At 57.4% G+C, this 15,475-nt stretch carries 10 protein-coding genes; 7 read left to right on the top strand and 3 right to left on the bottom strand.

Annotated features, from left to right (window positions below):
• Nucleotides 1-4: 4 nt before the first annotated feature.
• Both ACR0CW_RS13100 and ACR0CW_RS13095 read right to left on the bottom strand, forming a co-directional pair.
• On the bottom strand, nucleotides 5-1,918 hold the full coding sequence (locus ACR0CW_RS13100) for an ABC transporter substrate-binding protein (protein ID WP_480788127.1): 1,914 nt from the start codon (nucleotides 1,916-1,918) through the stop codon (nucleotides 5-7).
• Entirely contained in the window at nucleotides 1,911-3,683 is a 1,773-nt protein-coding gene (locus ACR0CW_RS13095) for an ABC transporter ATP-binding protein (protein WP_480742279.1), read from the bottom strand. Before ACR0CW_RS13095 ends, ACR0CW_RS13100 begins: the two co-directional genes overlap by 8 nt.
• A 231-nt stretch (nucleotides 3,684-3,914) precedes the next feature.
• On the opposite strand from ACR0CW_RS13095, the gene ACR0CW_RS13090 reads away from it, so the two are divergent.
• From ACR0CW_RS13090 to ACR0CW_RS13060, 7 genes are all read left to right on the top strand, one after another.
• Entirely contained in the window at nucleotides 3,915-4,412 is a 498-nt protein-coding gene (locus tag ACR0CW_RS13090; protein ID WP_480788126.1) for a class I SAM-dependent methyltransferase, read from the top strand.
• Nucleotides 4,413-4,507: 95 nt separating this feature from the next.
• On the top strand, nucleotides 4,508-5,137 hold the full coding sequence (locus tag ACR0CW_RS13085; protein ID WP_480788125.1) for a glutathione S-transferase family protein: 630 nt from the start codon (nucleotides 4,508-4,510) through the stop codon (nucleotides 5,135-5,137).
• A 113-nt stretch (nucleotides 5,138-5,250) separates the two neighbouring features.
• On the top strand, nucleotides 5,251-7,653 hold the full coding sequence (locus ACR0CW_RS13080; RefSeq protein WP_480788124.1) for a GcvT family protein: 2,403 nt from the start codon (nucleotides 5,251-5,253) through the stop codon (nucleotides 7,651-7,653).
• On the top strand, nucleotides 7,650-9,170 hold the full coding sequence (locus ACR0CW_RS13075; RefSeq protein ID WP_480788123.1) for a trimethylamine methyltransferase family protein: 1,521 nt from the start codon (nucleotides 7,650-7,652) through the stop codon (nucleotides 9,168-9,170). Before ACR0CW_RS13080 ends, ACR0CW_RS13075 begins: the two co-directional genes overlap by 4 nt.
• 14 nt (nucleotides 9,171-9,184) lie before the next feature.
• Nucleotides 9,185-9,859, top strand: a complete 675-nt coding sequence (locus tag ACR0CW_RS13070; RefSeq protein ID WP_155148889.1) for a TetR/AcrR family transcriptional regulator — start codon at nucleotides 9,185-9,187, stop codon at nucleotides 9,857-9,859.
• A complete protein-coding gene (locus ACR0CW_RS13065; protein ID WP_480788122.1) occupies nucleotides 9,856-11,160 on the top strand; it encodes an NAD(P)/FAD-dependent oxidoreductase in 1,305 nt (434 codons plus the stop codon). The genes ACR0CW_RS13070 and ACR0CW_RS13065 overlap by 4 nt, the downstream gene beginning before the upstream one ends.
• A gap of 56 nt (nucleotides 11,161-11,216) precedes the next feature.
• Entirely contained in the window at nucleotides 11,217-11,957 is a 741-nt protein-coding gene (locus tag ACR0CW_RS13060; RefSeq protein ID WP_480788121.1) for a hypothetical protein, read from the top strand.
• Here the strand turns inward: ACR0CW_RS13060 and ACR0CW_RS13055 are convergent.
• Nucleotides 11,936-15,364: an indolepyruvate ferredoxin oxidoreductase family protein gene (locus ACR0CW_RS13055; RefSeq protein WP_480788120.1), complete on the bottom strand. Its 3,429-nt coding sequence runs from the start codon at nucleotides 15,362-15,364 to the stop codon at nucleotides 11,936-11,938. The two genes, ACR0CW_RS13060 and ACR0CW_RS13055, sit on opposite strands and share 22 nt — an antisense overlap.
• Nucleotides 15,365-15,475: the final 111 nt, after the last annotated feature.

The raw sequence follows: 15,475 nt of genomic DNA, 5'->3' as shown, positions 1-15,475 counted from the left end.
CCTGTCAGTCGGCGAAAAAGAACTCGTCAGGGCGGTGGATACCGAAATGCGCCCCCGGTTCCCATGCCCACATCGCCTTTTCAGGCACGTTACGCAGGCGGTTCGAAACGACGATGGGTTGAGGGGCACCGTTCAGAATTCCGATTGCATAGAGCTGATTGGCGTGAATCTTGAGCATCTCGGACCAGACAGCCTCACGCTCTTCGTCGGTTGCGGCAACCTCCCAGTCATGGGCCAGAGCCATCAGGCGTTCCGCGTCGGGCATGTCAGGCGGCTCGCCGGCTTCGCCACCAGTCTGATAGTACTGACCCCATTTGGGCCAGGCCAGAAAGACCTGATCGGTCGGTGCAAGGTAAGCAGGCGAGGTATGGGCCTGTGGAATGCCATCATCCCAGCCGAACCAGACCGAGGCCATGGTGTTGCCGGAAAATACACGGTTGCGCAGGATGTCCCGATCCAGCGGACGCATGACCAGTTTGACACCAATGTCACGCCAATTGTCGGTCACGATCTGCAGGGCGTTCTCAACCTCTTGCCGCTCGCCCGCAGTTTCAATTACTAGCTCCATGGGGCGGCCATCAGGCAGCAGGCGGATGCCGTTGCCGTCGCGCTGATCCAGCCCGGCCTCGTCCAGCAGGGCATTGGCCTGATCGATATCATATTGCGCCCACGCCTGAGCGTTTTCTTCGTCATAGAAGGGGGAAGCTGGCAGCACCGACATCGCACCGGGATGGGCCAGCTTGAAGTAGAGCGCCTGATTGATCGTCTTGCGATCGATGGCAAGCGACAGGGCACGGCGGACGCGTACATCCCTCAGCACTTCACGCCAGCCATCATCGGCAAAATTCAGGTTCGGATAAATCGCTATTTGCGAGGCCACACCGGTTTTCCAAAGCAAAGTCTTGTAGTTGCCTTGTTCCTCGCCCTTTTTCAGGATCGAGGCGTCACGGAACGCCAGCCCGCGTCCTTGCAGATCACTTTCACCCGCATTCGTCTTGGCTGCGACCAGACCCGGAGCCACGATCTCCATCTCGACCACGTCGATATAGGGCAGTTGAACACCGTTTGTATCGACGCGGTGGTAGTATGGATTGCGCACAAAGTTGTGGCGGATTTTCTTGCCCGAGCTTGCATTCAGCCAAGGCTGCAAGGTGGGCAGCTGGTGATTGTCAAACTTGTAGAGATTATCGAGCTTGTTATGCAGCGCAGCCCAACTTTTGACCCGCGCGTCGTCGACCTCAAACGCCAGTTTGTCAGGATCGGCGAATTTTTCGTGATACTGCTTCAGGAACTCGGCCGGACGATAGATGAAGGGTGGGCGGGCCTGGGCAAGCGATTGCAGAAAGTCCGGATTGGGATCTTCCCATTCGTAGACAATGGTTGTTTCATCCGGGAAGGAAACCGTTGGCAGTTTGTCTTCGACAATCAGGAAATCTGGCGGGCCGGAGGGGCTGAGCAGTTCGTTATTGGCGACATCTTCCCACCAATAACGGAAGTCTTCCGAGGAAAAGGGTGTTCCGTCGGACCACTTGTGCCCGTCTCGCAGATGCAGCGTGAATTTTCGGTTACCCTCGTTTTCATAGGATTCCAGCAGATCGGGAACGATTTTGTAGTTCTCGTCAAAACCAACCAGCCGGGCGTAGCCATAGACCACCATCTGCCGGATGTCTTTCGAACGGGTAACCATGGTGCGCAGGGTTCCGCCAGGCGTTCCGAACTCGCGCCCTTTGGCGGACAGATCGACGAACAGGGGTTCTTGTGGGATGCGATCTTGAACCGGAGGAAGGTTTCCGTTTTCGACTTCGGACTTCCAGAATGCGCTTTCCTGAAGATCAGGGATGTTTCCTGCCGTGGCGGGCAGCATCCAGGACACGGCCAGAGATGTGGCCAGAAACAAATTTCGAGTGGTCTTAAACATGGCAACGTACCTTATGGCCGGGCTCCATCTCCACGAGTGAGGGTATCACGGAGTCGGAGAATCTAAAGGCGTCATCCCAACTGTCTGGCGCACCAGCGCCCAATGCAACCAGTTTCAGGTCGATCGGGCGATTGATGTCAGGCTCGGGCTGGGCGGCGATCAACGCCTTGGTGTATGGGTGGCGGGGGTTGTAAAACAGTGTTTCGGGAGGGGCCTGTTCGACGACGAGACCCTGCCGCATGACGGCAACTTCGTCGGCGATGCGCGCGACAACCGCCAGATCGTGAGAGATAAAGAAGTAGGACAGGTTCAGGCTGTCCTGCAGTTCTTCCAAAAGCGTAAGTATCTGTTCCTGAACGGATACATCCAGTGCGGAGGTTGGTTCGTCACAAACGATCAGCGACGGATCCAGCATCATGGCACGGGCGATCGACAGGCGCTGGCGCTGCCCGCCAGAAAAAGCGTGAGGGTAGCGTTTGAGCATATCGGAGTTCAGGCCGACACGTTTGAGCATTTCAGCAGCCTTGTCGCGCTGCTCGGAGGTTGTACCTATGCGATGGATTTCCAACGGTTCGGTCATCGCGTCCTGAATGCGCATTCTGGGGCTAAGCGAACTGTAGGGGTCTTGAAACACCATCTGTGCCTTGCGCTGAAACGCCGTACGTTCTGCGCGAGTCATGCGATGAACTTTGATCGTGTCATCACCGGGGCCGGGCCGAAACAGGACCTCTCCGCCCTCGTCGGGCAGTTCAGCGCCGAGGGCGATCCGGGCTGTGGTGGTCTTGCCAGATCCGCTTTCGCCCACAACGGCCAGCGTTTTGCCGCGGGCCAGCTTCAGATCAACACCGCGACAGGCGAATATCTGTTTATCCGACCGCCAGCCTTTGCTGGACCGCATCGTGTAGGTTTTGCAGACATCCTTCATCTCGAGGATCAGATCTTCCTCAGGCATCGGAATGCCGACGGCATCCTGATCGGGGATTTCTGGTGCTGCGTCAAAGAGTTGGCGTGTGTATGGGTGGGCGGGATCGTTTAGGATCAGCTCGGCCGGTCCAGCCTCCATCACGCGACCCTTGTGCATGACAACGACCTGTTCGGCCATATTCGCAACTACGCCCAGATCGTGGGTCACAAGGATCAGGGCCATGCCCGTTTCCCGCTGCAGTTCCTTGATCAGCCCAAGAACCTGCGCCTGTGTGGTCACATCAAGTGCGGTCGTCGGTTCGTCGGCAATCAGCAGATCCGGTTTCGAGACCATCGCCATGGCAATCATCGCCCGCTGACGCATGCCGCCGGACAACTCGAACGGATAGGAATCGTATGCGCGGGCCGGATCTGGGAAGCCGACCCGCTCGAACTGGGTCAGAACTTCTTTGCGCGCTTGCGCCTCGGACGCGTTGCGGTGCAGCCACAGAACTTCGCTGACCTGATTGCCGATCTTATGAAGCGGGGACAAAGAACGCATGGGTTCCTGAAAAATCATCGAGATTCGGTTGCCGCGGATATCGCGCATTTGCCGCTCGGTGATTTTGGTGAGTTCTGCCGTGCCCTTCGAATCGTTCAGTGTGATTGAGCCGCTGCGAATTTGCGCTGTTCGGGGCAGAATGCGGAGCGCAGCGCGGCAAGAGATGGTTTTTCCAGACCCGGATTCGCCAACCAATGCCAGAGTTTGCCCGGGTTCAACGTCAAAATTTACGTCTTTGACAACGGCTTCACCTGCGCCAAAGCCGATGCTCAGGTCGCGCACAGATAACAAGGCCGTCATGCGGAATCCCCGCCTGGTTGGCCGTGTATTGAGGTCGGCATTACAACTCCCTGTTTTTTTGTCACAGTTTCGCGCGCTTGGGACTCAATAGTCAAACCCCTTCTTGGGCTGAAATGTCGCGGAATTGTGAAACTGAGGGCAATGCACCTACACAAAGTGTTGAGTTTTTGTCATCTAGGGCACGCTCGGCACCATCCTGGCTGCCAACAGGTATCAGAGAGAGATTATAACGTGTCCGACAATCAAAGCCGTCTGGATCTTTTCATCGACCGCATGGTGTCACAGCGTGCGTGTCTGGATTTTGCCATCGATCAGACAGCGGATCAGACAGGTCCTGTGTTCGAGCTTGGGCTGGGGAACGGTCGCACCTACCACCACATGATGCAGCGCATTCAGGGGCGTCCGATCTACGTTTTTGAAAGAGCAGTGGCCTCGCACCCGGATTCCACTCCGTCAGATGACCAGCTTATTCTGGGCGATGTACGTGAAACCCTGCCGGCTTCCGTCGAACGGTTTGGGACCACAGCCAGCCTGATTCATGCGGACCTTGGTGGTCACAACCGGGAAAAGAACGATGTCTTTGCCCGTTTCGTCTCCCCCCTGATTGAACCATTGCTGGCCCCCGGTGGGCTGATGGTATCGAGTGACCGGATGTATTTTGAAGGTCTGTCGGAGCTTCCGCTGCCCGAAGGTGCGGTCGAAGGTCGGTGTTTCATCTATCGTCGCTGAGTACTGGTGCCGCAGGGTCACATCAGGATGTGACTCGATCCGCTATGTGAATGCAGTCTAACCTTCGGGTGTTTGCCCGAGGAAGGACTGCGCCGATGTTATTCTACGATTGCTCAACCGCCCCCAATCCACGCCGCGCCCGGATGTTCATTGCGGAAAAGGGTTTGGAGATCGAGACACGCGAGATTTCGATCGCCAAGGGCGAACAGTTGAGCGAGGCGTTTCGCGCCGTGAATCCGCGCTCAACGATCCCCGCTTTGGTCACCGACGAGGGTAGCGTGTTGACCGAAAACCTTGGGATAGCGGCTTATCTCGAAGCGCGTTTTCCCGAACCGCCACTCATGGGACGAACCCCTGATGAAAAGGGTATGGTCCTGATGTGGAATTCGATTGTCGAGCAGCAGGGCGGTGCGCCTGTGGCCGACGCTTTGCGCAATACGCACCCTGCGTTCAAGGATCGGGCTATTCCGGGGACAGTGAACTACGAGCAGATTCCTGCGCTTGCACAGCGAGGGATTGCTCGGGTGGGGGCCTTCTTTGATGTGCTGGAAGAGCGGCTTCGAGACAGTCCGTTTGTCGCCGGAGAGGCGTTTTCGCTCGCCGATATCTCGACATTCGTGTTTGTCGATTTCGCACGTGTGATCAAAATGCGAATTCCAGAGGGGAATACCGCCACCCTCGGATGGTTTGAAAAGGTTCAGACCCGCCCTAGCGCCAGTCTTTGAAAACTGACCAGCAAATGGCGCAGCCATCATTTGCTTTGGACTGTACAGAAATGTCTAGACAGAAGTGAACAGTGCAACTAGCGTCTGCTGTGAATCATCCAGGGGAGGTCGGGATGAAATCTCAGTATCGCGTAGTAGTCATCGGTGGTGGCGTTGTTGGCGCTTCAGTTCTCTATCATCTGGCCAAGTTTGGCTGGTCGGACGTGGTGATGTTAGAACGCAGGCGTCTGGCATCGGGGTCTTCGTGGCATGCGGCCGGGGGTATTCATGCGCTGAATGCCGATCCGAACATGGCATCGCTGCAGGCCTATACGATTGATCTGTTGAGCGAGATCGAGAAAGAGTCGGGGCAGAACATCGGCTTGCATATGACCGGCGGTCTGACTCTTGCCGGTACGCCTGAGCGCTGGGAATGGCTGCAGGCCAACTATCGTATCTTCCAGTCCATCGGTATCGATGACTGTGAGTTGCTGTCGCCTGAAGAGGCTCAGCGCCGATGCCCGATCATGTCAACAGATGGTGTGCTGGGTGCGATGTGGGCAGATCGTGAGGGGTATATCGATACGACCGGCACGGTTCAGGCCTACGCAACGGCGGCAAAGAAACGTGGCGCGGAGTATTTCGAGGAAACCAAGGTCGAGGAGTTGATCCAGACTGATGATGGCTGGCAGGTCGTGACCGACAAGGGCACGATCACCTGTGAACATGTGGTCAATGCGGCCGGGCTTTGGGCCAAGCAAGTGGGCCGTATGGCAGGCGTCGAACTGCCGGTTTCACCGCTCAAACACCATTACCTTATTACTGACTCGGTCCCCGAAGTGGCTGCTGCTGATTTCGAGATGCCGATGACAGTCGATCTCGAAGGTTTCACCTATATGCGGCAGGACCAGAAGGGTGTTCTGGTCGGGATTTACGAGGTCGATCACGAACACTGGGCCATGGATGGCGCGCCGTGGAACTATGGCGAAGAGTTGTTTCAGGAACAGCTCGACAGGATCGAGAACGAGTTGACGCTGGGTTTTGAACGGTACCCGTCGATCCAGAATGTCGGCATCAAGACTTGGGTGAATGGCGCCTTTACCTTCTCACCAGACGGCAACCCACTGGTCGGTCCTGTGCCGGGCAAGCGGGGCTATTGGTCGGCCTGCGCTGTGATGGCGGGTTTCCTGCAGGGTGGCGGTGTCGGCAAGACATTGGCCGAGTGGATGATCCACGGAGAGCCTGAGGCGGATGCGTGGCCGATGGACGTGGCGCGCTATGGTGATTTTGCCCAGAACAAACGTTACATCCGCGAAACCACGGGTCAGTTCTATTCCCGCCGTTTCGTGATGACCTATCCGAACGAACAGCTTCCAGCAGGGCGCCCGTTGAAAATGGCCCCGGCGCATGATGCGATGGCTGATGCGGGCTGTAAGTGGGGCGTGAGCTGGGATCTAGAAGTACCGCTCTATTTTGCACCGAAGGGGTTCGAGGAAACGCCCACGCTCAAGCGGTCAAACGCGCATGACATCGTAGCCGAAGAGTGCAGAGTAATCCGGGAAGGCGTCGGCCTGATGGATATCTCGGGCTTTTCCCGTTTCGAGGTCTCCGGGCCGAATGCAGAACTCTGGCTGGATAAGGTGATGGCCTCCAAGCTCCCCGCTCCGGGTCGTGCGAAACTGGCTCCGATGCTGAGTGAGAACGGGCGACTGAAGGGTGATCTGACGGTGCTGAACTGGGGTGACGGTACCTGGTGGATCATGGGCAGTTACTACCTGCGTGCCTGGCATATGCGCTGGTTTGACGATCATATGATAGATGGCGTCGAGATCCGGGATCTGGGCGAGGAATACTGCGGCTTTGCTGTTGTTGGGCCGAAATCGCGGGATGTGGTCGAGAAGCTGGCCGAGCAGGACATCTCGGGCCTGAAGTTCATGGGATGTGGCGATTTCGATATCGGCCTTGTGCGGGCCAGAGTCGCGCGCATGTCGGTCACAGGCGAAAAGGGTTATGAGATCAACTGCCGTTACGGCGATCATATCAAGCTGCGCCGGATGCTGCTTGAGGCCGGAGCTGATGAAGGCATTCGTGAATGCGGCTTCAACGCGATGCTGTCAACGCGGCTGGAAAAGAGCTTTGGCATCTGGTCGGCGGAGTTCACGCAACTCTATACCCCCGGGATGACGGGGATGGATCGCTGGATCGACTGGGGCAAGGATTTTATCGGTAAAGATGCCGCCTTGGCAGAGCGTGATGGAAACGGTCCGGCTCAGGTACAGGTGACGTTGGAAGTTGATGCGCTGGATGCGGATGCCAGCGGGTATGAACCCGTCTGGCAAGACGGTGAGCGTGTCGGGTTTGTGACGTCAGGCGGGTATGGGCACTACACGGGTAAGTCGCTGGCCATGGCGCTGGTTGATCATGACAAGGCTGAACCGGGGACAGAGTTGTCGGTTCACGTTGTTGGTGTCGAGAGGCCTGCGCGAGTGATTGCGCCATCCCCGTACGATCCGCAAGGCAAGGCGATGCGCGCATGACACGGCGCGGTCGCAGAGCACGAGCCGAAGCTGCGGAAACACCGCAGCGGCAGGTGGATTATCGCAATCTGCGCAATCCGTTCCCGCCCATGGCGGCTTTCACCGAGGATCGGATCGAAGCACTGCATCAGGCCTCACTGACCGTTCTGGAAGAGATCGGGATCAAGGTCTTGCTGCCTGAGGCGCGCAGGCTGTTTCAGCAGGGCGGCGCGCGCGTCGATGATGAGATGGTCTATATCGGTCGTGAAATGGTCGAGGCTGCGCTGTCAACCGCGCCACGTTCTATCGTCATGAAAGGGGCGGTGCCGGATCGGGACATCACGCTGGAACTGGGGCGACTGGTCTTTCAGCCCGGTGCCGGTGCACCACATGCGACCGATCTTGAACGCGGGCGGCGGCCGGGAACACTGAGCGATTTTCGCGAGATGGTTCAGATCACGCAAGCCTTCGATGTTCTGCACATGGTTCCACCTTTGGTCGAGGCGCAGGACATCCCTATGCACCTGCGCCACTACGCGATGACCGAGGCAGAACTGACGCTGAGCGACAAGGTTCCATTCATCTATTCCCGCGGAACACCTCAGGTGATGGACGGGTTCGAGATGGTGCGCAGTTTTCGCGGACTGACCGACGATGAATTCAACGCACAGCCCTGGTGTTACACGATCATCAACACAAACTCGCCGCGTGTGATTGACATGCCTATGGCGCAAGGTTTGATCGACTTCGCACGCGCAGGTCAAATGTCCATCGTGACACCGTTTACGCTGATGGGGGCGATGGCCCCGATCACCGTAGCCGGGGCTATGACGCTGAGCCACGCCGAGGCGCTGGCGGCGATCACACTGACCCAGCTTGCCAAACCTGGCGCACCGGTTTGCTACGGGACCTTTACCAGCAATGTGGACATGAAATCCGGGGCACCTGCATTTGGGACGCCCGAGCATTTCACCGCTTCACTGGTTGCAGGCCAGCTGGCTCGTCGGGTCGGGCTGCCTTGGCGTTGTGCCGGGGGAAGCGCGGCCAATATCAATGACGCGCAGGCCGCGAACGAGACACAGTTCGGCCTGTGGGGGTGCCTGATGGCCGGCGCCACGGTGGTCATCCATTCTGCAGGTTGGCTGGAAGGCGGGCTGACGGTTTCGTTTGAAAAGATCATCACTGATCTGGAGGTGTTGCAGATGGTGGTTGAGCTGTGTGCGGGTACTCCGGCAACGGATGCCGACATTGCTTTGGACGCATTGCGCGAGGTTCAGCCCTCGGGTCACTTCTTTGGTGCCGGGCACACGATGGAGCGGTATCAGACCCAGTTCTATGAGCCGTTGGTCGGGGACTGGTCCAATTTTGGTACCTGGAGCGAACGCGGCGCGATTGACGCCAATCACCGGGCCACAGGGATCTGGAAGAATATCGTCGAGACCTTTGAAGCCCCGCATCATGACCAGGATCGGTCAGAGGCGTTGCGTACGTTCATTGCCCGTCGTACGGAAGAGGGCGGCGCACCGCCGGAAAGCTGATCAGGTTCAATATTATGACCACAAAACCTGTACTCCACCGTGATGATCCAGATGCCGAACCTCTGGTCGGCAACATCAAGGTGACACGTGACGACTGGCTGAATGTGGCCATGGATGTGCTGATTTCTGACGGGGTCGAGCAGGTCAAGGTTCTGAATCTGGCCGAGCGGATGGCGGTCTCGCGATCATCTTTTTACTGGTACTTCAAATCCCGGCAGGAATTGCTGGACGCATTGCTGGCACGCTGGCAGGCCACGAATACGGCTGCGTTGATTGCGCAGACCGAGGCCCCGGCCCAAACGATCACGGCCGCCGTCTGCAATGTGCATCGCTGTGTCGTCAATACAGCGCTGTTTGACACTGCGCTGGACTTTGCGGTGCGGGATTGGGCCCGCAGGTCTGGCAAGGTGCGCCGAATGCTGGATCAGTCGGACGCAAAACGACTGCAAGCGTTGCACGTGATGTTTGCACGCTTTGGGTATTCAGCGGATGAGGCCGAGACGCGGGCGCGAGTGCTTTACTACATGCAGATCGGTTATGACCTTGCACAGTTGAACGAACCGCTGGCCACGCGGTTGTCGCTGGTTCCACACTATCTTTATGTTTTCACAGGGGTCGAGCCGCGACCGGAAGAGATCGAAGAATTCAGCGCCTATGCGCGACGTTTCTGGGAAGGGGATCCATCATGAGCCAGCCTGATGCAATCATCATCGGCACCGGCGTAATCGGTGCGGCCATCGCGTTCGAGATGTCCAAGGCAGGGTGGAAGACCCTGTCGCTGGATCGGAACACGCAAGTAGGCCACGGCTCAACCGCCGGGTCCTGCGCGATCATAAGAATGCACTATTCCACATTCGACGGGACTGCGTTCGCTTGGGAGGGTTATCACTATTGGCGCGACTGGGCCGAATATCTGGGGCTGCCTGCGGAAACCAATCTGGCGCAGTTTCGCGAAACCGGATGTCTGGTTATGAAGACGGCGGCCAATGAATTTCTGGAGAAGCACAAGAAATACAGCGCTGAACTGGATTGTCCGTTCGAAGAGTGGGGGGCAGAGCAGATCAAAGATCGGCTGCCCGTTTACACATTGGACAGCTTTGCTCCGGCCAAACGCATGGATGATCCCGACTTTGGTCAACCCAACGGAAGGCATATGGAAGGCGCGGTCTATTGGCCTCAGGCAGGTTACGTGACCGACCCGGCACTTTCAGCGCAGAACCTGATGGATGCTGCGAAACTGCAAGGGGCTGGATTGCGAACCGGGGCTGAGGTCGTCGGAATACTGACCGCCGGTGGCCGTGTCTCCGGGGTCAGGCTGGCGTCAGGCGAAGAAATCCACGCAAAGGTAGTTATTAACGTTGCCGGTCCCGGTTCTGCAATCATCAACCGGATGGCAGGTGTACTGGATGACATGACAATCGAAACCCGCCCCCTGCGGCAGGAGGTGGTACATGTTCCGGCCCCGGAAGGGTTCGATTTCGAACAGGATGGCACGATCGTATCTGACAGCGATATCGCCTGCTATTGCCGTCCGGAACATGGCAATCACATTCTGATCGGATCCGAAGACCCGGAATGCGATCCGCACCAGTGGTGCGAGGATGACGTGCACTACAATCACGATTTCACGGATCAGTGGACGACGCAGGCAATGCGTTATGCCCAGCGCGTGCCCAGCCTTGGCATCCCGTCGAAAACTCGCGGGGTGGTTGATCTATACGATGCGTCGACCGATTGGATTCCGATCTACGACAAGTCCAGTCTACCCGGATTTTACATGGCCTGCGGAACCAGCGGCAACCAATACAAGAATGCGCCGATTGCGGGCAAGATGATGACGTCCCTGATCGAATACTGCGAGGGTGGGGCCGATCACGATGCTGATCCTCTGCAATTTGAGCTGCCTTATATCAAGCGCAGCATCAATGTCGGGTTCTATTCGCGGAAACGGCCGATCAACGAAGAAAGCAGTTTTTCCGTTTTGGGCTAGAGAGACGGAAAAAACGGACTAAGTCGCCTGTGGAGTGGAAAGAGGTCCAGCAAGGCATGACTGATGAACGTCCAAAGGTTCTGATACTTGGAAGTGCCCCTTCGGCGATGGCTGCGCGGGACTGGTCGCGTGGGCCGTTCTCGCATGTGCTTGCGATCAACAACGCCTGGCGGATCCGTGATGACTGGGACATTTTGGTTCATCCCGAAGATTTCCCAGTCGAAAACAGACCCAGGAGGACTGAGCGGTCTCAGAGAATTGTCAGCGCAAAAGAGTATGTCCCGGCGCAGAACAAGTATGGCGGCTTTGTCTATGCCGGTGGAACGATGGCGTTCACCGCAGGATACTGGGCTCTGGCTGCATTGAACCCGGCGGTCCTTGCCTATCTTGGATGTGACATGGTGTATCCCAAGTCGGGTAAATCTCATTTTTACGGGCGGGGCACTGCGGACCCCCTGCGCCCCGATGTGACTCTGCGGTCGCTGGAGGCAAAATCAGCGCGGCTTGCCCTTATGGGCGCTGGGCAGGGATGCCACGTGGTCCGGTTGTCGTCTGGGCACAGCCGTTTGGCGTTTCCCAGCGTTTCAAAGGACGATCTGAGTGCCGCAGGTTTGCCCGATGCAACTGGAATGCAACGCGCGTTGAGCGCCGAAGCAAAGATCGATTACTCCGTTCCGTCAGGACGATATTGGGAAGTCGAACAGAGGTTCGACCCCAATGTTGTAGACAGGTTGGATCGGCTATGGCTGTCGACCTACAAGGCCGCTATCCCGGATCAGGCCGACTGTTCCGTCTGATCCTGAACCAGTTGCGAAACATTTTTGCGGGCTGTTTCTGCAGACTTGATCCGAACGGGACCATAGCCACGGATTTCGTCGGCACATGCCAATATCTCCACCCATGTACCCGCATTCGCGTCAGTATAGCTTGTCATGAGTTGGTCCAGCAGATCCTGGTACCACGACAATAGCTCTCGATGCAGGCGCGCCTCTTCATGGTAACCGAAGGGATTGAATACGGTGCCGCGCAGGGGGCGGGCATGGGACAGAACTTTCAGAACGGGTTGTAGCCATGGACCAAAGACCTGTTTGAGTGGGCGACCGCGTTCATCTTTGCCACGGCTCAGAAGAGGGGGCGCCATGTGGAACTTTACCGAAAAGTCACCTTCGAATTTCTCGGATAGCTCCTTGGTGAATTGGCCGTTTGTCATCAGGCGTGCCACTTCGAATTCGTCTTTGTAGGCCATAAAGCGGAACAGGTTTCTGACAACGCTGTGCAGCAAATTCTCATCTGCATTAGGCAGCGCACTTCGAAGCTCAGCAATCCGATCCTTGTACTTTTGGCTGTATCTTTCGTTCTGATAATCGCGCAGAAACTCGGCGCGGCGTTCAATCATCTGATCCAGCGTTTCTTCGTGGGCGGTGGTATCGCCAAACTGGGTCAACTCGTCGGGCCGTGCAGCGATATTGCGACCGATGGCAAAGGCCAGCCGGTTCTTTTCGATCGCGACGCCGTTGAGCAATATGGCCTGACCCAGTGCGCTGTGTGAAACCGGAACAAGCCCTTTTTGCCATGCATATCCCAGCATGATGACATTGGCGAAAACGGCATCGCCCAACATGTTTTCAGCGGCGGCATTGGCGTCAAATCCTGAAAGGTTATCTGCCCCTACGACATGCTCAATGGCCGCCTCCCGCTCTGTCACACCCAGCTGTGCATCGCGGCGCAGAACCAGATCGCCTGTTGGCATTTCAGCTCGGTTCAAGACCACCTGAGTCCCTTTGCGATAATGCGCCGAAGCTTTGGGTGCGGAGCTGACAACAACGTCGCATCCAATCACCGCATCCGCAGTTCCCTGATCGATCCGGACCTGATTGAGCGCGTCAGGAGAGACCCCCAGACGAATATAGCTGAGGACGGTCCCAAACTTCTGCGCAAAGCCTGTGAAATCCAGTACTGATGCACCTTTCCCTTCGAGATGTGCGGCCATGGTGATCAAGGCCCCGACCGTGACAACGCCAGTGCCGCCGACCCCGGTGACCAGCAGATCAAATGGCCGATCCAGTTCAGGCAGGTCGGGGTGCGGCAGGCCGCTTTCGAGCCTGCCCAGATCCAAATCGACCGCTTTCTTGTGCCTTGTTGCACCCTCGACCGTGACAAAGCTGGGGCAGAAGCCGTTCAGGCAGGAAAAGTCCTTGTTGCAGGAGCTCAGATTGATTTTGCGTTTTCTGCCAAGCGGTGTTTCGCGCGGCTCGACGCTCAGACAGTTGGAGGCGACCGAACAATCCCCACAGCCTTCGCAAACCAGATCGTTGATCCAGACAAAGCGTTTGGGATCTTCCATGGTTCCACGCTTGCGTCTGCGGCGCTTTTCGGTGGCGCAGGTCTGTTCGTAGATCAGGACCGTTACACCGGGTATTTCCCGCATCTCGCGCTGCAGGGTATTCAACGCACCTCTGTCATGGAACGTGGTCTGGGGGGGAAAGTCTGTGCCATGAAACTTGGAGATGTCATCCGAGACAATCGCTATTCGTTCGACACCTTCGGCGCGGCAGGTTTGGGCGATAGCGGCAACGCTGACCGGGCCATCGACAGGTTGCCCGCCTGTCATGGCGACGGCATCATTGTAGAGAATCTTGTAGGTGATGTTTGCACCCGCTGCGACGGCTTGTCGGATCGCGAGTGATCCCGAGTGATACCAGGTGCCTTCGCCCAGATTCTGAAAGATATGCTTGCCGCCGTTGAACTTGGAGGCGACCACATGCGGTACACCTTCGCCGCCCATCTGCGCGTAACCCACAGTCTGCCGATCCATCCAGCTGGCCATGACATGACACCCGATCCCGCTGGCCGCGGTTGAGCCTTCGGGCACTTTGGTGGAGGTGTTGTGCGGGCAGCCCGAGCAGAAATAGGGCGTGCGTGTAGCGCCGGGCACATTGATGAGCTGTGGGGGTGTATCGGTTAGGGCTTTGGCTTTGGCGGGCAGGTTTTCTTCGGGGAAGAACCGATCCAGCCGTGCCGCCACAATAGGAGCCAGCATCCGCGGGCTCAGCTCACCCGTCCATGGGATCAGAGGCTCGCCATGACTGTCGTATTTACCGACCATCTTGTGCGGCTTGTCGCCGGGCCAATCATAGAAATACTCCTTGAACTGGCTCTCAATAATGCCGCGCTTTTCCTCGACAACCAGAACCTCGGCTTTTCCCTTCACAAAGCGTAGCGCGTTGCGTCGGGCCAGCGGCCAGACCATGCCGACCTTGTAGATATCGATGCCCAGACGGCGGCAGGCGGCTTCATCCAGGCCCAGCAGGCGCAGCGCCTCCATCAGATCCAGATGGCCTTTGCCGGTAGTGACAAATCCAAAACTGGCCTTGTCGATGTCATAGATGCGGCGATCTATCGGGTTGGCTTCGGCAAAGGCGCGAACAGCGCGCAGTTTTTGCCGAATGCGGGTTTCGATTTCCGGAGAGGGCAAGTCGGCCGAACGTACATGCAACCCGCCTGCGGGCAGATCGATCTCGGGCAGTACAAAGTTCCGGTCAGGTTTCAATTCGACCGAACGCGCGCTTTCGACGGTTTCCGAAATCGCCTTGAACCCGACCCACGTGCCGGAATAGCGGGAGAGCGCCAACCCATATTCGCCGAACTCGAGATATTCATCTACCGAGGCCGGATTCAGGGTCGGCATGAACCACGCCATGAAGGCCACGTCCGACTGATGCGGCATTGAGGAACTGACACAACCGTGGTCGTCCCCGGCCACTACAAGCACACCGCCCTTGGGTGACGATCCATAGGCGTTTCCGTGCTTGAGCGCATCGCCAGACCGGTCCACGCCAGGGCCTTTGCCGTACCACATGGAAAAGATACCTTCGACCTCGCACTGTGGATCGAGGCTGGCTTGCTGTGCGCCCAGAACGGCGGTGGCCCCGAGATCTTCGTTTACTGCGGGCATGAAGGTGATGCGCTCATCCTTCAGCCGCGCTTTCGCGCGCCATAACTCTAGGTCGAGCCCACCTAAAGGTGAGCCGCGATAACCTGAGACAAAGCCTGCTGTGTTCAAGCCAGCATCGCGATCCCGACGGGCCTGGTCCATCATGATTCTGGCCAGAGCTTGAGTGCCGGTGAGGAAGACCCGTCCGGTCGTCAGGTCGTAACGGTCTTCAAGTTGGTATGTTCGGGGGGCGGGGTCGTGATGGCTCATTGCTCAGTTCCATGGGGCTGCCTTTGGAAGTGAGGAAGATTAAACCGGTTCAGGTGAAAATTTATGCCTGATTGGTCGGAGTATTGTGCGTTCGGTGAAAATATTGTTCAA

Source organism: Ruegeria sp. CH6 (genome assembly GCF_056537005.1).
Note: the sequence above shows the minus strand (reverse complement) of the source record. Positions and strands in the feature narration are given on the sequence as shown.

What these genes read in the sequence shown, in the direction of transcription:
- ACR0CW_RS13075 (WP_480788123.1), top strand. Translation starts at nt 7,650, where the DNA reads ATGACACGGCGCGGTCGCAGAGCACGAGCCGAAGCTGCGGAAACACCG.
- ACR0CW_RS13065 (WP_480788122.1), top strand. Translation starts at nt 9,856, where the DNA reads ATGAGCCAGCCTGATGCAATCATCATCGGCACCGGCGTAATCGGTGCG.
- ACR0CW_RS13080 (WP_480788124.1), top strand. Translation starts at nt 5,251, where the DNA reads ATGAAATCTCAGTATCGCGTAGTAGTCATCGGTGGTGGCGTTGTTGGC.
- ACR0CW_RS13060 (WP_480788121.1), top strand. Translation starts at nt 11,217, where the DNA reads ATGACTGATGAACGTCCAAAGGTTCTGATACTTGGAAGTGCCCCTTCG.
- ACR0CW_RS13085 (WP_480788125.1), top strand. Translation starts at nt 4,508, where the DNA reads ATGTTATTCTACGATTGCTCAACCGCCCCCAATCCACGCCGCGCCCGG.
- ACR0CW_RS13095 (WP_480742279.1), bottom strand. Translation starts at nt 3,683, where the DNA reads ATGACGGCCTTGTTATCTGTGCGCGACCTGAGCATCGGCTTTGGCGCA.
- ACR0CW_RS13055 (WP_480788120.1), bottom strand. Translation starts at nt 15,364, where the DNA reads ATGAGCCATCACGACCCCGCCCCCCGAACATACCAACTTGAAGACCGT.
- ACR0CW_RS13070 (WP_155148889.1), top strand. Translation starts at nt 9,185, where the DNA reads ATGACCACAAAACCTGTACTCCACCGTGATGATCCAGATGCCGAACCT.
- ACR0CW_RS13100 (WP_480788127.1), bottom strand. Translation starts at nt 1,918, where the DNA reads ATGTTTAAGACCACTCGAAATTTGTTTCTGGCCACATCTCTGGCCGTG.